This window comes from Ectopseudomonas toyotomiensis, assembly GCF_017167985.1.
Lineage (GTDB): Bacteria > Pseudomonadota > Gammaproteobacteria > Pseudomonadales > Pseudomonadaceae > Aquipseudomonas > Aquipseudomonas toyotomiensis.
Map to the genome: position 1 here is coordinate 4912872 of NZ_CP070505.1, position 17891 is coordinate 4930762.

Consider the following 17891-nt stretch of genomic DNA (forward strand, 5'->3'; position numbering starts at 1 on the left):
TTATTAGGTACCCCCTTTTACAGATCCCCATGACCACGATGCTGCAGCATGGGCACCAGGTATACCGGCGCCTCCGACAACTGCACGATGCGCGCAGCCGTTCGCCCCAGCGGCACGGCCAAGTCTGCTCCATGGCTATGACTGCCTACGACCAGCAGATCCACCCCAAGTTTCTGCGCTTCCTCAAGAATCACCGCAGGCGGATCCCCCTGAAGCACCCGCACCGCACGAATCAACTGGAGATCCTGCTGACCATCACCCAGTTCGTCGCGAAAGCCCTCCAGCACACGCTGCTCGATACTGGCCATGACGGTATTCAGCCCATTACGACGCAGCTCCCCGAGGGTGTCCTCGTCCAGGTAGGTCTGCAGCACGGATTCGGCGAATAGCCCCATGGGCTCAACCGCGTGCACCACATACAGATCGGCCTTGAAGCTGCGGCTCATAGCGAGGGCGTGCTGCAGCACGTAGGAGGCGTAAAGCCCCAGATCGGTGGCATAGAGTATCGAGCGGATCACGCGGCCTCCTCGACTGCTGGCGCAGGCCCTTGATTGAGCTTAGCAGCGCATCAGACAAAGCAAGATCGGCAGCGTTATTTAGGACGAATGGCTATATGCAGGCGCTTGAGCGCCTGCAGAGGCCCAGGCTCAGGGCACTAACTCGTTGCTGACGCCATGGGGGACATGACCGGTCGCCACCACCTGGCGAGCTTTTTCACAGTGTCCGGTCTGGTCATCGAAGAATACATCGGCAGCGAAGGCCTCCAGCACCGCCGATTTGTCCAGCCCGCCAAGGAAGAAGGATTCATCCAGGCGGATGTTCCATTCGCGCAGGGTGCGAATCACACGCTCATGTGCCGGGGCCGAACGCGCGGTAACCAACGCCGTACGAATCGGGCATTCGGCTTCGGGAAACTCCTGCTGCAGCGCATGCAACGCGGCGAGAAACGGCTTGAAAGGCCCGCCAGGCAGGGCCTGCCGAGCGGATTCACGCTCATGATCCTGAAACGCGTTGAGGCCGCCACTCTGGTAGACGCGCTCGGAGTCGTCGGAAAACAGCACGGCATCGCCATCGAAGGCGATACGCAGCTCGTTGCTGTTCGCTCGCCGCGCGCCACCGGAAAGCAGCGTGGCCGCGCCGAAACCGGCTTTCAGTGCGTTGCGCACGTCATCGGCGTGGGTAGACAGAAACAGATGACAGCCAAAGGCCGCCAGATAAGGATCGGGGCTACGACCGCCGACGAAGGCGGCGCGGGATATGCCGAGCCCGTAGTGCTGGATCGAGTTGAACGCACGCAGCCCGGTATCGGCGCTGTTACGCGACACCAGGATGACCTCCACGCGCTGTTCGCTGAGCCGTGTGTTCAGCCCAAGCAGCTTTTCCACCAGCGGAAAGGCGTCGCCCGGCATCAGCACTTCGTCTTCATGCTCGATCTGATAGCGGCGATAGGCTTCCACCCCTTCGCTTTCGTAGATCTGGTGACTTTCACTCAGATCGAACAGCGCCCGCGAGGAAATCGCCAGCACCAGTTTGTCCCCCAGCCCCTTACCCATGCTTAGGCCTCCCGGCGAGCCTGAATGAAACGTAGCGCCTGATACAGAGCGCGCACCTTGGGCATATCGAAGCCCGCTGCATCGGCGGCCGCCAGAGGCGCTTCATAGATGGCGTGCAGCTCGGCCGGTCGCCCCTGGGCAAAGTCGTGGTACATGCTCGGCAGGTAATCGGGCATGCGTTGCGTGGCGGCCAACAATTTGTCCGCATAGCTGTCCGGCATGACGTAGCCCAGTGCCTGAGCAGCCTGCACCACTTCCTGCATCATGTCAGCGATCAGTGCGCGGCTGTCGGCATTACCCATCAGGCGCCGTGTATCGGCATCGAGCAGCACCGACAGGCCGTTGTAAGGGATATTCCATACCAGTTTCTGCCAACGCGTCTGCGCCAGATCGCGCATCGCTGCCGAGTCCAGGCCGGCGCTGCGCAGCAGGCTCGCGCCCTCCTCGACCAGTGCAAGGCGCGTCTCGTCGTCATCCATCGACCCGGAGTGGTAGGCCAGGTTGATCGCACCCAAAGCCTGATGCTCGATCACACCCGGCGCACTGCGATGAACGCAGATGTAACAGAGTCCGCCCAACAGATGCAGGTCATCGCTCAACAGTGGGCGCAGCTCATCTTCCACTGCCAGGCCATTTTGCAGCAGCACCACCTTGGCGCCTGGCGCTGCAGCCTTGGCAATCAGCGGCGCCAGCTCGGCATTGGCCGTGGTCTTGGCGCCGACCAGCAACCAGTCGCACGGTGGCATCTCGTCGACATGCTGGTAGGCCTGTACCGGCGCCAGGTTCAGTGCACCATGTACCACGCTGTTCAACTGCAGGCCTCGCTCGACCACCGCACCGTACTCGCTACGCAGCAAAAAGTGCACGTCATGACCAGCGCGAGCCAGCAGCATTCCGTAGAAACCGCCAATGGCACCGGTGCCGATGATGCCGATACGCGGCGCAGGGTATTGAGACATCAGGGAAGCTCCTCAGCCGGGCGAAGCAGGGCCTCGCCCATGGCGTTAACCAGATCGGAATGGGTAAGACGCGTGTGCAATGCGCCAAAGAAATGACCGTCCTTGACCAGAAACAGCGCCGGCAGATGGAATACCTCGTATCGCGTCACCAATCCGGCGTTATGCCCGGCGTCGACCCAGCACAGGCGTTCTATGGGCAGCGGCATGCCAGGCAAGGCCTGACGTGCCCAGCGACAGCTGGCACAGCCCGTGCTTGTGAACACCAGTAGCGAGATACCGGGAAGATCGAGCAGCCGGCGGTCGGCATCCAGATCGGTCAATTCCAATTGCGTCGCTATACTGAATTCACTGATGTCAGTTTGCCTGCATTCAAGGTCGGTGTTCATGCGTAAGTTTCTGCGTCATCCAAGCGACATGCCGGTTGAACTGGTGCTGCGCAAACAAGCCTGCATTCCTCGGCAGCGGCTGAACAATATCAGCCTCGGCGGGGTTGCGTGCAACTCGACACGTGGCTTTCGCCGCGGCACCTCGGTCGAACTGCGCATCCCGCTACTGGGCGAACAGGCGCGCTATCCCGGCGTAGTGGCCTGGTGTCGGCGCCAGGACACCGATTATCTGGTAGGCATCGCTTTTCTCGATGAAGACACCCTGTTCCGCGCGCGCATGGTCGAGCAGGTTTGCCAGATTCAGCATTACCGACAACAGTTGGAGCAGGCATCAGGCCACCCCATGGCCATCGAGCAGTGCGCTCAGGACTGGATTGCCAAGCATGCCGCCGAGTTTCCCTATCTCGCCTGAATACGCTGCAACCACCCAACAACGAGGGTAACAAGACACCCTCATGCTGCCACTCCATGAGCCTTATTGAACTTAACGCCCATTGTCGCGCAGCCGCGTACGCGCTAAGGTTCGGCTCCCCCTGCACCAACTAGCTGTGCACCGCCATAGGGGATCGCTGGCGGCCGGCACCCGTGACCTGACGACCTGACCCGATGAATAGCACGATGGCTGACTTACCGATCGACGACCTCAACGTCGCTTCCAACGAAACCCTGATCACCCCCGATCAGCTCAAACGCGAGATTCCTCTGACCGATGCTGCGCTCAAGACCGTGGCCCATGGCCGTCAGGTGGTACGCGACATCCTCGACGGCAAGGATCATCGCCTATTCGTGGTCGTCGGCCCTTGCTCCATCCACGATATCAAGGCCGCTCACGAGTATGCCGAGCGCCTCAAGGTACTGGCTGCCGAGCTGTCCGATAGCCTATTCCTGGTCATGCGCGTGTACTTCGAGAAGCCACGCACCACGGTCGGCTGGAAAGGTCTGATCAACGATCCGTACCTGGACGACTCGTTCAAGATCCAGGACGGCCTGCACATCGGCCGCAAGCTGCTGCGCGACCTGGCAGAAATGGGCCTGCCCACCGCCACCGAGGCGCTCGACCCGATTTCCCCGCAGTACCTGCAGGACCTGATCAGCTGGTCAGCCATCGGCGCGCGCACCACTGAATCTCAGACCCACCGCGAAATGGCCTCGGGCCTGTCCTCGGCGGTTGGCTTCAAGAACGGTACCGATGGCGGGCTGACCGTGGCCATCAACGCCCTGCAATCGGTTTCCAGCCCGCACCGCTTCCTCGGCATCAACCAGGAAGGTGGCGTATCCATCGTCACTACCAAGGGCAATGCCTATGGCCACGTGGTACTGCGCGGTGGCAACGGCAAGCCGAACTATGACTCGGTCAGCGTTGCCATTTGTGAGCAGGAACTGACAAAAGCCGGCATTCGCCCGAACATCATGGTCGACTGCAGCCATGCCAACTCCAACAAGGACCCGGCTCTGCAGCCGTTGGTGCTGGAGAACGTGGCCAACCAGATTCTCGAGGGCAACAACTCCATCGTTGGCCTGATGGTCGAGAGCCACCTGGGCTGGGGCAGCCAGTCGATTCCAAAGAATCTGTGCGACCTCAAGTACGGCGTATCCATCACCGATGCCTGCATCGACTGGGATACCACCGAGAAGAGCCTGCGCAGCATGCACGCCAAGCTCAAGGACGTGCTGCCCAAGCGTCCTCGCGGTTAAGAGCGCAACAGCAATGAAAACGCCGGGCATTGCCCGGCGTTTTTGTATCCGCATTCACACGCAGGGTGGGCTTCAGCCCCCGAGCAGTCTCCTACTGGTGACGCGAACGTCGCTCCATGTAGCGCTCGACATAAGAGCATGACGGAATCACCGTGTAGCCCTTGCCTTCGGCATATTGCAGGGCATGTTCGGTCAGCGCGGCGGCGATGCCACGGCCGCGCAGGCCGTTGGGTACGAAGGTGCGATAGATGTCCAGCGTCTGCTTGCCCAGATCCATATAGGCCAGATAGGCACGATCACCGTCGACGGTGGTCACGAACTGGTGACTCGCCTGGTCATGGTGGATGGACAACCCGTCGCTCATCTTCACTCCTCTAGCCGCAAACCGTTAGCGGCGCATCTATTTTTACTTCATACCGGTGCTTTGGCAAAAGCGCAAATTCCGCTGCCACTTCCGGCCACGCCATTGGCCAAGCTTATCAGCCGCCGAACCGCCCAGCCACGAGCAATCAGAAGCTCAAGACTGCAATGCAGAGCAGAGCCGCAATCACCGGGATAAGTACCGTGATGACGAAGATATCCTTGTATGCCTGCTTGTGAGTCAGCCCCATGATCATCAGCATCGCGATCACCGCTCCGCAATGCGGCAGCGAATCGAGCCCGCCAGCGGTGATGTTGGCGATGCGGTGCAGCACCTCGGGTTCCACACCCATCTCGAGATAACGCGGCGCCAGCGTCTGCATGAAAATCTGCAGGCCACCAGACGACGAACCGACGATCCCCGAGACCACACTGACCGAGGCGAACACCGACAACAGCGGCGGCAGATCCACCCCCAATATCCATTGAGCGAATTGGGCGAAACCTGCGGTCTGAGTAACCACCCCGCCAAAGCCGATCACCGCAGCGGTATTGAGCAGCGGCATGATCGCATCGTCAGCCCCCTGCCCCAGCAAGCCGACAGTATTGTGGCGCAACGCCGGAAACATCAGCACAGCCACCCCGGTAGCGATCACCAGGGCCAGACTGGGCCAGAGAATCGGCTGCGCCTGACTGAAGGCCAACAGCCCACCCAGCGCCCCCGCACCTGGCACAGCTGCACCAGACAGAGCGAGCAGACGCGGCAGGAGAATGATCCCCAACACCACGATGATCGGCACCAACGCCATACCCCAATGTGGACCGCTACCCGGCACACCGGCAAGCTGCTGCATACGCTCGTCCTGCGCGTTCGGCTCGAACCCCTCGCCTCGCTCGCGCGCCAGGCGCCATTCGCGCTGCAGATAGGCCATGCCCAGAGCGATCATCACCAGCGAGGCGAACAGACCAATCCAGGCGCCGGCGAACAGGTCGGTGCCCAGCGCACTGGCTGCGATCACATTATGAATCGACGGTGAGCCAGGCAAGGCCGTCATGGTGAAGGTTCCCGCCCCCAGTGCAGTGGCGGCACAGAACAATCGTTTGGGCAGATTGGCCTCGCGCATCAGGGTGATGCCCAGCGGATACATGGTGAAGATCACCACGAATACCACCACCCCGCCATAGGTGAGAACCGCACACACCAGCATCGCCACCCAGAGCGTACGCTGCGTGCCCAGGCCGCGGGTAATGGCCTGAGCAATACTGCTGGCTGCCTGGCTGGCCGCCATGACCTTGCCGAAGATCGCACCACAGAGAAACAGCACGAAGAACTTGCCAGCAAAGGTGAATGCGCCCAAGGGGCCGAATGGAAAGTGCTCGAGCAATGCACCTGATACGGCGACGCCATTGGTGAGAGCCACCAGAATCGAACACAGCAATGCGGCGATGAATATGTTCACCCCGCGCAACGCCATGAAAATTAGTAGCGACAAGCCCAGCAAAAGCCCCAGATTCCCAAGCATCTGCATCTCCCTCTTTTATTGTTTTAGTTTGAAAACCGGGACAGTTATAACAGCTCGTACAACCGCAGCACTGTATCGAATGCGTAACTGACTATTTTTTAGCCAGCCCACGCAGGCTCTATCCTTCGGCGTCCTGCCGCAAGAAAAAAAACTGCAACTCTTGCCCTGGCTCCGTTTACTTACTAAAAGTAATAGGTAGTATGTACGCCGGCTAATTTCCCGCAGTTGGGGAATTGCTCTTTATGGAAAACTCCACCTCAAGGGGAACACGATGAACAACGTTCTGAAATTCTCTGCTCTGGCTCTGGCCGCAGTTCTGGCTACCGGTTGCAGCAGCATGTCCAAAGAAACCGAAGCTCGTCTGACTGCTACCGAAGACGCAGCTGCTCGCGCTCAAGCCCGTGCTGACGAAGCCTACCGCAAGGCCGATGAAGCTCTGGCCGCTGCTCAGAAAGCTCAGCAGACTGCTGACGAAGCTAACGAGCGCGCTCTGCGCATGCTGGAAAAAGCCAGCCGCAAGTAATTGCGACTCGTTTTTTCGAAAGCCGCCCCAGGCAACTGGTGCGGCTTTTTTATTGCCTGCTCATGACCTGGCCCTCTCTGAACAGCTCGATTGCCGGGCAATAAAAAACCCGCGTACACGAATGCAAGCGGGCTTTCTGCAACTTTGCCGAATCAGAACGGGTTGTCGTTGCTCGCCACCACGTTATCGGTCTGCGCCGCGATAGGTACCGGCATACCGTCCTCGGCAGCAACCACCTCACGGACCATCTCCCAGTCAAGGCGCAGTCCGCTGAGTTCGTCACGCTTGAGCAACGCATTGATCACCGCAGTGTGCTTGTCGACAACAGAGGGGTCACCCTCATCATCCAGTGGCGCATGTGCTTCCAGATAGATCTTGCCGCTGCTTACACCAAACTTGTAGGGCTCGTTGATGATGCGTACCGGCGTACCGACCGGCACCATACCCGCCAGCTCCAGCACGTTGTGATTGAGCATGCGGAAGCAGCCATGACTGACGCGCATGCCGATGCCGAACTTCTTGTTCGAGCCATGGATCAGGTAGCCAGGGAACGACAGCGTCATCTTGTACGGCCCCAGCGGGTTATCCGGGCCAGGCGGCACCACAGTGGGCAGAATGTCGCCTTCGGCCGCATGCTCTTCGCGAATCGACTTCGGTGGATACCAGGCCGGGTTCGGCGTTTTCACGGTCACGCGGCCTGTGCCCAGCGGCGAACCCCAGCCCTCACGGCCGATGCCCAGCGGGAAGGTGTGCACCACATTCTGGCCTTTCGGGAAGTAATACAGACGATATTCGGCCAGGTTGATCACGATGCCCTCACGCGGCCCTGGAGGCAGCACGTAGCGAGTAGGCAGGATGATCTCGGTGCCCTCGCCCGGCAACCAAGGATCGACACCCGGGTTGGCCGCGACCATTTCCAGATAGCCTAGATCATTGGCCGTTCCCAGATCGGCGAAGGTGTCTTCGTACTTGGCCTTGATCACCTGTACCTGGCCTACCACATCCTCGCCTGACGGCGGCAGTGGAAGTTCGAGTGCCTGTACCGCAGCGCTGGAGCACAGTGCGACCAGAGTCAGGCAGCGGTTGACCGCAGAAAAGCGCGACAACATCCGGGAGTCCCTTGAAGAATTGAATGATATTGCGGCGATTGTACACCGTGGTTCGCAAGCCGGGCAGACGTCAGCCATCCGCCCAATTCGAGCACAGCCCCTGGCGCTGCGCCTCGAATGCCGCCAGGCAAGCAGGACACAGACGACGGTCACGCAGCCAGACCTTTTCCAGCGCCCGCCAACGCGGTTGCGCTGGCAGCAAGCCACCGCAGAGCGTGCGATCAGCATGCCCGCCCAGACGCAACTGGCGGGCCACCAGATGTACACGTACCTCACGACAGGCGAACAGATCCAGCTGCTCATCCGGCTCGATCAATTGGTAGGCATAAAGGGACCAGGCGGGACGCGGCATCTGGGGCTCCGTGACAGGTCGGCCACATTAGCCGAAAGGCTTGAGGCGGAAAAGCCTGTACCTACTCTGTTTTCCGCCGAAACAGGTCTTACAGCAGCGGCTTGAGCGTCGGCCAGACATTCTCCAGCAACACCGCCTGCGCGGACTCGGTCGGGTGAATGCCATCGGCCTGCATCATCCCCGGCACACCACCGACACCCTCGAGAAAGAACGGCACCAGCGGCACCTTCTTCTGCTCCGCCAAATCAGCGAAAACCTGGGCGAAAGACGTGGTGTAGCGCGCGCCATAGTTGGGTGGCAAACGCATACCGAGAAGCAGCACATCGGCACCGGCAGACTGCGATCTATCGATCATCGACGCAAGATTCTGTTGCAATTGCGCTGGTGGCTGGCCACGCAGACCATCGTTGCCGCCCAACTCGATGATGACCAGCTCCGGCTTGTGCTCTGCAAGCAGCGCAGAGAGCCGCGCAGCGCCGCCTGCGCTGGTGTCGCCACTGATCGAGGCATTGACCACCGAGTGCTCGAAACCCTCTTCTTCGAGGCGTTTTTCCAGCAAGGCGACCCAGCCCTGGCGGCTATCCAGGCCAAAAGCGGCGCTGATACTATCGCCGACCACAAGCAGGGTGCCTGCAACCGCTCCCTGAGCCCAGAGCATCAGGGTCAAGGCACCACTCAACCACCATGCACGCATTTGGAATCTCCATGACTTCGAGCATTCTCGCTGCGCGGAACCTTAACAAAGTGGTCAGCAGCGCGGAAGGCGAGCTGACCATCCTCCATGACCTCGATCTTGAACTGAGCAAAGGCGACAGCCTGGCCATCGTCGGCGCCTCAGGCTCTGGCAAATCCACTCTGCTCGGATTGCTCGCCGGTCTGGACCTGCCAAGCGGCGGCGCCGTACTGCTGGCCGGCAAGAACCTCAGCGAACTCGATGAAGACCAGCGTGCGCGCCTGCGCGCCGAGCATGTGGGTTTCGTATTCCAGTCGTTCCAGTTGCTCGACAGCCTCAACGCGCTGGAGAACGTGATGCTGCCGCTGGAGCTGGAAGGCCACGCCGATGCGCGCCAGCGTGCCCGGGCGCTGCTCGAGCGCGTCGGCCTGGGTCAACGTCTGACGCACTACCCACGCCAGCTATCCGGTGGCGAGCAACAGCGCGTGGCCATTGCCCGCGCCTTCGCTGCAGAGCCGGACGTGCTGTTCGCCGATGAGCCCACCGGCAACCTCGACAGCCACACCGGAGAACGCATCAGCGATCTGCTCTTTCAGCTCAACCAGGAACGCGGTACCACCCTGGTGCTGGTCACCCACGACGAGCGCCTGGCGCACCGCTGCCAGCGCCTGATTCGCCTGGAAGCCGGACACCTGATCGATCGCGTGGAGCCCTGATGAAACGCGTGCCCGTCACTCGCCTGTTTTCGCTCGCTGCCCGCCAACTGCTGCGCGATGCCCGCGCCGGCGAATTGCGGGTGCTGTTCTTCGCCTTGCTGGTCGCGGTGGCCGCCAGCAGCGCCATCGGTTATTTCAGCGCACGCCTGAATGACGCCATGCTGCTGCGTGCCAGCGAATTTCTCGCCGCCGACCTGCGCCTGAGCGGCAGCTCGCCGGCCAGCCAGGAACAGATAGACGCGGGGCTCAAGCTGGGTCTCGATCACGCACAAGCGGTGGAGTTTTCCAGTGTGGTGGCGGCCCAAGAAGGCATTCAGCTGGCCAGCGTCAAGGCAGCCAATACCCTTTATCCGCTGCGCGGCGAACTCAGGAGCGCTGCCGAACCCTACGCACCAGAGGAAGCGGGTTCCGGCCCGCGCCCCGGAGAAGTCTGGGCCGAAGCGCGCCTGATGGTCGCGCTGAATCTGAAGATTGGCGATGAACTGGAAATAGGCGCCAAAACCCTGCGCTTGAGCCGTGTGCTCACCTATGACCCGGACACTGCTGGCGACTTTTACAGCCTGACGCCGCGCGTGCTGATGCACCTGGACGACCTTGCCGCGACTGAAGTGGTACAACCCGGTAGCCGTGTACGCTTTCGTGAACTCTGGCGCGGTGATGCCAATGCCCTGGCGGCCTACCGTCAGGCAGTCGAAGCCGGCCTGGAACCCAATCAGCGCCTGGACGACGCTCGCGATGGCAATCGCCAGGTCGGCGGCGCCCTCGGCCGCGCGGAACGTTATCTGAACCTGGCCAGCCTGGCAGCTGTGTTGCTCGCTGGTGTCGCGGTAGCACTCTCGGCCGCTCGCTTCGCGGCGAGGCGCTTCGATGCCAGCGCGCTGCTGCGTTGCCTCGGGCTATCACGGCGTGAAGCGTTGGCCCTGTTCGGCCTGCAGCTGGCGTTGCTCGGGCTGATCGCCTGCCTGATCGGCGCGCTGCTGGGCTGGGCCGGCCAACACGTGCTCTTCTATCTGCTGCGCGGGCTGATCCCGGATGATCTGCCGCCTGCCGACCTGTGGCCCGCATTGGCCGGCATGGCCACCGGCCTGGTGGCATTGGCCGGTTTCGCCCTGCCGCCGCTGGCCGCGCTCGGCCGCGTGCCGCCGCTGCGCGTCTTGCGCCGCGATATCCTGCCGGTGCCGGCCAGCTCCTGGCTGGTCTACGGTGCAGCGCTGATCGCACTGGGTTTGATCATGTGGCGCCTGAGCCTGGATCTGCGCCTGACGCTGGCATTACTGGGTGGCGGACTACTCGCCGCATTGCTACTCGGCGGCCTGTTGTTGCTCGGCTTGCAAAGCCTGCGCCGCCTGCTGCAGCGCGCTGCCCTGCCCTGGCGCCTGGGCCTGGGCCAACTGCTGCGCCATCCGCTGGCTGCAGCCGGGCAATCGCTGGCGTTCGGCCTGATCCTGCTGGCCATGGCGCTGATCGCCCTGCTGCGCGGCGAGCTGCTCGATACCTGGCAGGACCAGTTGCCGGAGGACGCGCCCAATCATTTCGCCCTCAATGTGCTGCCTGCCGAGCGCGACGCGTTCGCCGCACGCCTGGCCGAGCTATCGCCGCATCCTGCCCCGCTGTATCCCGTGGTGCCAGGCCGACTGATCATGATCAACGGTGAGCCGGTACGCCAATTGGTAACCAAGGAAAGTCGCGGCGAGCGCGCCATCCAGCGCGACCTGAGCCTGACCTGGGCCGAGGACCTGCCATCCGACAACCTGATCACCGCTGGTAATTGGTGGGGCGCTGCGCACGCCAGCGAGCTGCCTGGCGTTTCCGTCGAATCCGAGCTGGCCGAAAGCCTGCAACTGAAGCTCGGCGACCAATTGCGTTTCAATGTCGGCGGGATCGAACGCGACGCGCAGGTCACCAGCCTGCGCCAGGTGGATTGGGACAGTTTCCAGCCCAACTTCTACATGATCTTCGAGCCGCAGACCCTGCAGGACCTGCCTGCCACCTATCTGACCAGCTTTTACCTGCCGCCCGGCCAGGATGCGGAGCTCATAACGCTCAGTCGCGCCTTCCCCAGCGTGACGCTGCTGCAGGTCGACGCCCTGCTGGCGCAACTGCGCAGCATCCTCGCTCAGGTCACCCTGGCCATCGAGTACGTGCTGTTGTTCGTACTCGCCGCCGGCATCACCGTGCTGCTCGCTGGGCTGCAGGCGACACTGGACGAACGCATCCGCCAGGGCGCGCTGCTGCGCGCACTGGGTGCCGAACGCAAGCTGCTGATCAGCGCTCGCCGCGCCGAGTTCGGCCTGCTCGGCGCGGCTGCCGGCCTGCTGGCCGCGCTTGGCTGCGAGCTGGTGAGCTTTCTGCTCTATCGCTACGCATTCGACATGAGCTGGCAACCGCACCCATGGCTGCTTCTGCTGCCGCTGATCGGCGCCCTGCTGATCGGTCTGGCCGGCGTGCTCGGCACCCGCCGCGCACTGAATGCCAGCCCGTTGAGCGTGCTACGCGAAGGCTGAGAACCGTGAGAGGGGTTTGCTAAACTTGCCGCCCCTCTTCATACCCGAGACACCATGAGCCGCTATCGTCCCCCTCGCCCTGCCGGTACACCACTGATCACGCCAGAGGGCGAAGCACGACTGCGCGCCGAACTTCATGAGTTGTGGCATGTGCGCAGGCCACAGGTGACGCAATCAGTCAGCGAAGCGGCGGCCCAGGGCGATCGCTCGGAGAACGCCGAATACATGCTAGAACCCCAATACAGATACTATTTTGCAAAAAAACCAATAAATTCAATCTCATATGAATAGTATGCGCACTCCTTTTGGCATACTTTTCAGTATGAAATCTCATTGATCCACCACAGAGTTTCTCCACTCGGAGTCTGAACAACAGCCTCCTCGCCGACTGATTTCTTCAAAAGCGCACGTGCCATTGGAGAGTCGATCGAGATGTAATCTTTGCGACCGTAGATCTCGTCGTACCCTACGATCCTGAATTTCTTGACCTCCCCATCATCGTTCTCAATCTCTACCCAGGCTCCAAAGAAGACCTTACCTTCCTGCTCAGGCGAGTACTCGATCACGCGCACATCTTCGAGCCGCTTGCGCAGATACCTGACCCTGCGATCAATCTCACGTAGCAGTTTCTTGTTGTACTGATAGTCAGCATTTTCAGAGCGATCACCAAGTGAAGCAGCCCACGTAACCTTACGAGTGATGTCGGGCCGCTTTTCACGCCAGAGGTAATCGAGTTCCTTTTTCAGCGCTTCGTGGCCTTCCTTCGTGATGATGCTCGTGCTCAAGAGGGATCCGATTCGTATTTCCAATGCTGATTCTTTACAGGAAGATTTTCAGACCAACAGGTCTAGACACTGGAATCTCCCCAGTTTTTCGCCTATGGCTTCTATGAAACCCGGCCTGCACTTTACTCATGGACTCAAAAAGCAACCACTCCTACTCGGGTCATAGGGTAGCGATTCAGTCATTTCGCTCCAACGCCATTCGCATCCATTTCGGCGTTTTGCAGACCATCAATTTGGACAGATCTTCGGGCCTTAGTGCCTTCTTGATCGCAGCAACGCACCCCGGAGTAGCGCCTTCTTTACCGAGATAAAACAAAGCACTGATAGCCATGCCCACCTCCGTCCCAGCGCACTGCATTACCATCGGTGCCGCATGTATCAGCCGGATTTCAGCCTTACCTATGAATACTGAACGGCTGGCTCCGTTGGTGTAATAGATTGGAATTAGCGGCATCTGGGTGCTGAGCCCAAATCTCCTGACGGCATCGGCACCATGGATCTGCAGAGACAGGCGCTTCTGCTTGACAATCAGGCTAATCAATTTCCAGGGATTGGGCCGAGCCCTTGCAACGTATCGTCCGGGTTTCGGGCGCATATAGATCCCGCGATACACCCGTTCGAGCTCGCCTCGGTTGACCAGTCGAGCTATTGCTTTGGATACGGCGTTTTTCGTTCCAAACCCAGTGAAACGGCTAATGCTGAACGGTTGCCCTTTAGGTAGGCGCTTGACTCGTTGCGCAATCCGGGCGGATACCGATTGGGCTTGATCAGTGCTGAGCATCGTGGCGTTCACGCCTATAGCGTGAAGTCTAACGACGAACTGAAAAGCGGCTGATGGAACGCAATCACCCTTCGCCGATATTCATCATCTTGAGCGTCGTTTGCCAGGCACTCTTCGAGGCGCCCCAGCGAGAAAACTTGTTCGGCGGACGGGTAGTGTCTGAGCAGGCTTTTCGCATAGCTGCGAATGTCATCAGGTAGCTCGGTGTTACGAGAGAGGTCGCGAAGAAAAGCTTCGGTCTTGACGACACTCCGGGTTCTTTCATGCGGAAGGGTCAAAGCGGCTACCTCCTTATTCAGTTATTCCAATCTACGAGACCAGAACGGGCAAGCCGCGCGCTTACCCCTAATTTGTCCGCGATTCGACGTGGTGCGGCTGATGGATTTTCAACCCGACAATCAGTTCTTTCCCCAGTAGTTGTCTTTGCTGACCAGACCAAAATCTTCGGAAGCAAATGGCTGCTCATCATCGAACATGCCATTGACCATACGCTCCCGCCGCAATCCACTCAGCACCCTGAAGAAGCAGGGCTCGCAGAGATGCACCCGGTAGTGCTCGCCGTCATGCTGCGAGCCATATCCCCATTGGGCTTCAAGCTTGCCGTATTGGGGACCATAGCCGGGAATACGCGTGCCAGAGCGGCACACGTCGCAGATCACATCTCCAACGACATCGACCAATGCCTGCGACTTAATCTCCATGCACACCTCACGATTACGTTCCACACGACGCCGACCGGTTATGGATTCATGAACACCAACATCATTGGATCAGCCTCGACTGGCTGAGCATCAAAAACAAGCCAGTAGCTGCTGCCGATAATGCTGGGAAAAGCTGACCTGGTAAGCGGGCTCAATTGCATAGCCACCCAGCGAAATGATGTTCGTAGGCTGCGATCCAATACCCGGTTCTGCACCACCTAACCCCGCACCGTCGAAACCTGCTACATGACCCAAAGTGCCCATCGGCTCAGACCTGGAGCCTGGAGTAAAACCAGGCATCTGCACATCGCTCAAAACTGCCAGGTCATCAGGCAAGTCATCCGCAATTCGCTCCGCAAAACCCTGAAGCGTCGGTTCCGCCAACATGAATAGCCATGCCTGGTCGTCGGACTCGCCTGTGCGCCGCAGCACTCGCCCCAGCACTTGCCGGTAATGCAGTTCGGTGCGGATACGGCTGAGGTAGCAGCACACTTGCAGGCGGGGAATGTCAGTGCCTTCGCTGATCATTCCGACGGCGATAATCCAGCGGCAGGCGCTGCTCCGGAATGCATTGATCACCTGCTGCGCATCCGGGGTTTTATTGGTCACGATGCAGCACTCTTCACCCATTGCTTCTAGAGCCAGTGCAACTTGCTGGGCGTGTTCGATGTCTGTGGCCACCACCAAACCAGCGGCATCAGGTTTGATCTGGCGTAGCTCGTTCAGCTTGCTACAGCCAAGATCGAGGATTGGATTGATTACCTCGTCATGACGCAGCAGTTCCTCATAGGTGACAGGTGACTCGCCCAAAAGCTTGGCGATACTGGGAAACAGCCTCACGGAGCTATCTGCGCCAAGCTCTTCCGTAAGTTTCACCTTCTGATTGTCGAGCAATACAATTCGAGGTGATCGGCACACGTCGTCGGCAATGGCATCTTTCAAGCCATAACGGTAATCACAGATCAAATACCCGTCGGGCGAAGAGTAACGAGCCAATGCGATGGCCTTGTCGTCCGAACGCCAGGGCGTGCCAGACAGAGCCAACGTGAAGGCAGCCCGATCCTGTATCCGATGCAGTATCTGCTGCCCCCAGGCATTGCTGAGCAGCGGATCGTGGCCGGCGCAATGGTGGATCTCATCGAAGACCACGAACACCCGGTAGTCATCAAGAAGCTGCCAGAATCCCTCATCACGGTATTCCATAGCCTGATAGGTATAGGCCGCGCCCACGGCACCTATCTGGCCGTCGAGACGCCTGCCTAGCACAGCCGCAAAGGTCGAACGAAAACCCTCCACGACCTGGCAGGACGGCGCAAAGCACAGCACCAAATCGATTCTGTCCTGCTCAAGCAGTCGGCTGGCCAGCTCTGCAGCCATGCGCGTCTTTCCGGCTCCCGGCGTTGCCTGGCATAAGAAGTGCGGCGTGACGGTAAAGTGCTCCAACGCCTTGGTGATGCAGCTGTTCTGCCAGCTGCGCAGCGATCTGCTCATCGTGATGCGGCGAGCGTTTTGAGAGTCTTTTCGATGGCGCGCAGATGCCCCAAGAGGCGAGAACTGCGATCCCTAGCTTCCAGGTAATCGCCTTCAACCTTGTCCCGTAAATGCGGCATCTCGTCCAGAAGCAGCTTGAATCGCTCCGCTTCGCCCATTGAAGTGAGAAAGTCCAAGCGGATTTCCTTGTGGAGCGTCTCCAACTGCAAATCCGTATTGGCTGACGGCTTAAGCGGCAAAGCTTCCACGTCGCGTGCTGCCGTGCCTAGTTCGGGCACTCCGGCAGCCATAAGGCTGTTCTCGAAACCGTTGTCGATCAATTCCAGTTGAAGATGTACCGGAATCGGCTGCAGGTGGTAGACCTGCCCTCGAACACGACGATCCTCATCCAGCACAACCCAGCCTGCGCGCACTAATCGGCGGATCTGCTCATACACATAGCGGCGCACATCGGCGATACGGAATTGTGTGCCACTCAAGCGAGCGGCATACGCATCGCGCAGTTCGCGGGTCGTAAACGATGTACGCCCTGGCTCCTGAAGCAGCTCATACAGACGCCTGTCGAAGATAAACGAGGCCGATTTCATTGAGGCACCAGAAGAATTAGCGCGAAAATGCGGATTATAATCCGTGGCCTGTGCGTCCGCAAACGCACGATAGTGCCGCCTCAAGTTGAATTGAGACGGTCATGGAAAAGTTGGCGAAAGCGTTAGGGGAACGCATCCGAATGCAGAGGAAGGCCTGCCGGATTTCCCAGGACGCATTGGCGCTGGCGTGCAGTCTCGACCGCAGCTATGTAGGGCGGATCGAGCGTGGCGAGGTCAACATCACCGTCGAGAAGCTATACCGCATCGCAGGCGAACTCGCCTGCGACCCTTCAAGCCTTCTGCCACAGCCGTCTGAAATCTAATCCGAGCACGTAATACGGTCAGACAGTAGCGCCGCTACTACCTTGTCCCAAACCGCCAGCGGCCGTCAGCATCTTCAAAATCACCAACGCAAACGCCCGGCTCTTGGTCTCATTATCCAGCACTTCCAGCGACAGTTTCTCGTGGTCGGTCATGGCGTCCAGTACGGTGTCCAGCACGCGCGCTTGGGGAAAAGGACGTGCATCACCTGTTCGACTGAGTGCTTGTTGACCTGGGCCATCACATCCTCCTGGCGGCTAATGCGATTGGCGATGCCGGTGAGGAACTGCAGCTGATCCTCATCGCTCACTTCGGCACCGAAGGTATCGTTCAGCGCCTCGATGATTTCCGACAGGCGCTTTTCTCCGAATCATAGGCCTTGCTGCTGCCGAGTGCGCTGGCCTGGGCGAGGCAGCAGTCGCCGTGCTCTTCACTCGAACGTAGCTGATGGTCAGCACGCTTGCACAGGTGATAGCGGCTCAATTGCAGCTCGCCCACATCCATATCGTCTTGATCCAGGAGATCCACAAAGCTCTGCTTTCGGCACCCTACCCTGCATGACACTCTATTTGATCCAAATCAACGAAGTGCTGTTATCGCCAAAACGAGCGTTCATGCCTCGGGGCAATCTGCTATTGTCGCCCTATCGCCCCGCCTGGTGAATTGCTGTGCGTCGGATTGGATTGATCCTGGTAATGATTGCTAGCCTCGTGCTGCCGACCTTCGGCGGTATGGCTTTCAGCATGCCTGCACAACCTTGCCCGATGCAGAGCGCCGATCATCAGGGCCATGCAATGGCCGATGCTCCGTGCTGCGAGCAAATGGATAAGTCTGATGGGGTGGCCAGTAAGTCCCCCTGCAAATCCGGCCAG

The 17891-nt window shown here is 59.8% G+C and carries 21 protein-coding genes and 2 pseudogenes; 7 read left to right on the plus strand and 16 right to left on the minus strand.

The window, feature by feature from the left end:
• Positions 1 to 17 precede the first annotated feature (17 nt).
• The 4 genes from JWV26_RS22775 to JWV26_RS22790 form a co-directional block, all read right to left on the minus strand.
• Complete coding sequence (locus JWV26_RS22775) at positions 18 to 518, minus strand: universal stress protein (RefSeq protein WP_017676797.1); 501 nt, start codon at positions 516 to 518, stop codon at positions 18 to 20.
• A gap of 129 nt (positions 519 to 647) precedes the next feature.
• Positions 648 to 1553 carry a 5'-nucleotidase gene (locus JWV26_RS22780; RefSeq protein WP_072423891.1) on the minus strand — a complete coding sequence of 302 codons (906 nt, stop codon included), beginning with the start codon at positions 1551 to 1553 and terminating at the stop codon, positions 648 to 650.
• Between the two features lie 2 nt (positions 1554 to 1555).
• A complete protein-coding gene (locus JWV26_RS22785; protein ID WP_206417886.1) occupies positions 1556 to 2512 on the minus strand; it encodes a putative 2-dehydropantoate 2-reductase in 957 nt (318 codons plus the stop codon).
• On the minus strand, positions 2512 to 2898 hold the full coding sequence (locus tag JWV26_RS22790) for a YbbN family protein (protein WP_072423889.1): 387 nt from the start codon (positions 2896 to 2898) through the stop codon (positions 2512 to 2514). Before JWV26_RS22790 ends, JWV26_RS22785 begins: the two co-directional genes overlap by 1 nt.
• Here JWV26_RS22790 and JWV26_RS22795 point away from each other — a divergent pair.
• Positions 2897 to 3310 (plus strand): PilZ domain-containing protein, encoded by a 414-nt coding sequence (locus JWV26_RS22795; protein WP_017676793.1) that lies wholly within the window; start codon positions 2897 to 2899, stop codon positions 3308 to 3310. The two genes, JWV26_RS22790 and JWV26_RS22795, sit on opposite strands and share 2 nt — an antisense overlap.
• 206 nt (positions 3311 to 3516) lie before the next feature.
• The gene (locus tag JWV26_RS22800; RefSeq protein ID WP_072423888.1) at positions 3517 to 4593 is read left to right on the plus strand and encodes a 3-deoxy-7-phosphoheptulonate synthase; all 1077 of its coding nucleotides are present in this window, start codon (positions 3517 to 3519) and stop codon (positions 4591 to 4593) included.
• 91 nt (positions 4594 to 4684) lie between these two features.
• On the opposite strand, the gene JWV26_RS22805 is transcribed toward JWV26_RS22800, so the two are convergent.
• Complete coding sequence (locus JWV26_RS22805; RefSeq protein WP_017676791.1) at positions 4685 to 4957, minus strand: GNAT family N-acetyltransferase; 273 nt, start codon at positions 4955 to 4957, stop codon at positions 4685 to 4687.
• Positions 4958 to 5102: 145 nt separating this feature from the next.
• Positions 5103 to 6476 (minus strand): GntP family permease, encoded by a 1374-nt coding sequence (locus JWV26_RS22810; RefSeq protein WP_206417887.1) that lies wholly within the window; start codon positions 6474 to 6476, stop codon positions 5103 to 5105.
• 271 nt (positions 6477 to 6747) lie between these two features.
• Between JWV26_RS22810 and oprI the strand changes: the two genes are divergently transcribed.
• A complete protein-coding gene (gene oprI, locus JWV26_RS22815; protein WP_003239826.1) occupies positions 6748 to 6999 on the plus strand; it encodes an outer membrane lipoprotei OprI in 252 nt (83 codons plus the stop codon).
• A gap of 152 nt (positions 7000 to 7151) precedes the next feature.
• Here the strand turns inward: oprI and JWV26_RS22820 are convergent, their stop codons facing one another.
• The 3 genes from JWV26_RS22820 to JWV26_RS22830 all read right to left on the minus strand — a co-directional run bounded on the left by JWV26_RS22820 (position 7152) and on the right by JWV26_RS22830 (position 9154).
• Positions 7152 to 8108, minus strand: a complete 957-nt coding sequence (locus tag JWV26_RS22820) for a L,D-transpeptidase family protein (protein WP_206417888.1) — start codon at positions 8106 to 8108, stop codon at positions 7152 to 7154.
• A 70-nt stretch (positions 8109 to 8178) separates the two neighbouring features.
• A complete protein-coding gene (locus tag JWV26_RS22825; protein WP_017676788.1) occupies positions 8179 to 8460 on the minus strand; it encodes a hypothetical protein in 282 nt (93 codons plus the stop codon).
• Between the two features lie 88 nt (positions 8461 to 8548).
• A complete protein-coding gene (locus tag JWV26_RS22830; RefSeq protein ID WP_079783693.1) occupies positions 8549 to 9154 on the minus strand; it encodes an arylesterase in 606 nt (201 codons plus the stop codon).
• Between the two features lie 11 nt (positions 9155 to 9165).
• On the opposite strand from JWV26_RS22830, the gene JWV26_RS22835 reads away from it, so the two are divergent.
• The 3 genes and pseudogenes from JWV26_RS22835 to JWV26_RS22845 form a co-directional block, all read left to right on the plus strand.
• Positions 9166 to 9849, plus strand: a complete 684-nt coding sequence (locus JWV26_RS22835; RefSeq protein WP_072423874.1) for an ABC transporter ATP-binding protein — start codon at positions 9166 to 9168, stop codon at positions 9847 to 9849.
• Positions 9849 to 12353, plus strand: a complete 2505-nt coding sequence (locus JWV26_RS22840) for an ABC transporter permease (RefSeq protein WP_196458123.1) — start codon at positions 9849 to 9851, stop codon at positions 12351 to 12353. Before JWV26_RS22835 ends, JWV26_RS22840 begins: the two co-directional genes overlap by 1 nt.
• Positions 12354 to 12407: 54 nt before the next feature.
• Positions 12408 to 12578, plus strand: a pseudogene (locus JWV26_RS22845) (transcription elongation factor GreB); the annotation flags it as partial.
• Positions 12579 to 12670: 92 nt separating this feature from the next.
• On the opposite strand, the gene greB reads toward JWV26_RS22845, so the two are convergent.
• The 6 genes from greB to JWV26_RS22870 all read right to left on the minus strand — a co-directional run bounded on the left by greB (position 12671) and on the right by JWV26_RS22870 (position 16698).
• Positions 12671 to 13138 carry a transcription elongation factor GreB gene (gene greB / locus JWV26_RS22850; protein WP_206417889.1) on the minus strand — a complete coding sequence of 156 codons (468 nt, stop codon included), beginning with the start codon at positions 13136 to 13138 and terminating at the stop codon, positions 12671 to 12673.
• A 175-nt stretch (positions 13139 to 13313) separates the two neighbouring features.
• On the minus strand, positions 13314 to 13919 hold the full coding sequence (locus tag JWV26_RS22855; RefSeq protein WP_206417890.1) for a DUF6088 family protein: 606 nt from the start codon (positions 13917 to 13919) through the stop codon (positions 13314 to 13316).
• 14 nt (positions 13920 to 13933) lie between these two features.
• Positions 13934 to 14197: a BPSL0761 family protein gene (locus JWV26_RS24610; protein ID WP_338138740.1), complete on the minus strand. Its 264-nt coding sequence runs from the start codon at positions 14195 to 14197 to the stop codon at positions 13934 to 13936.
• A 120-nt stretch (positions 14198 to 14317) separates the two neighbouring features.
• A complete protein-coding gene (locus tag JWV26_RS22860) occupies positions 14318 to 14620 on the minus strand; it encodes a hypothetical protein (protein ID WP_206417891.1) in 303 nt (100 codons plus the stop codon).
• Positions 14621 to 14710: 90 nt separating this feature from the next.
• Positions 14711 to 16111, minus strand: coding sequence for a DEAD/DEAH box helicase (locus JWV26_RS22865; protein ID WP_206417892.1), 1401 nt, complete (start codon positions 16109 to 16111; stop codon positions 14711 to 14713).
• Entirely contained in the window at positions 16108 to 16698 is a 591-nt protein-coding gene (locus JWV26_RS22870; RefSeq protein WP_206417893.1) for a hypothetical protein, read from the minus strand. Before JWV26_RS22870 ends, JWV26_RS22865 begins: the two co-directional genes overlap by 4 nt.
• A 101-nt stretch (positions 16699 to 16799) precedes the next feature.
• Here JWV26_RS22870 and JWV26_RS22875 point away from each other — a divergent pair, with 101 nt between their 5' ends.
• A complete protein-coding gene (locus JWV26_RS22875) occupies positions 16800 to 17021 on the plus strand; it encodes a helix-turn-helix domain-containing protein (RefSeq protein ID WP_206417894.1) in 222 nt (73 codons plus the stop codon).
• Positions 17022 to 17039: 18 nt separating this feature from the next.
• On the opposite strand, the pseudogene JWV26_RS22880 reads toward JWV26_RS22875, so the two are convergent.
• A pseudogene (locus JWV26_RS22880) lies at positions 17040 to 17547 on the minus strand (type I restriction endonuclease subunit R); the annotation flags it as partial.
• Positions 17548 to 17891 lie beyond the last annotated feature (344 nt).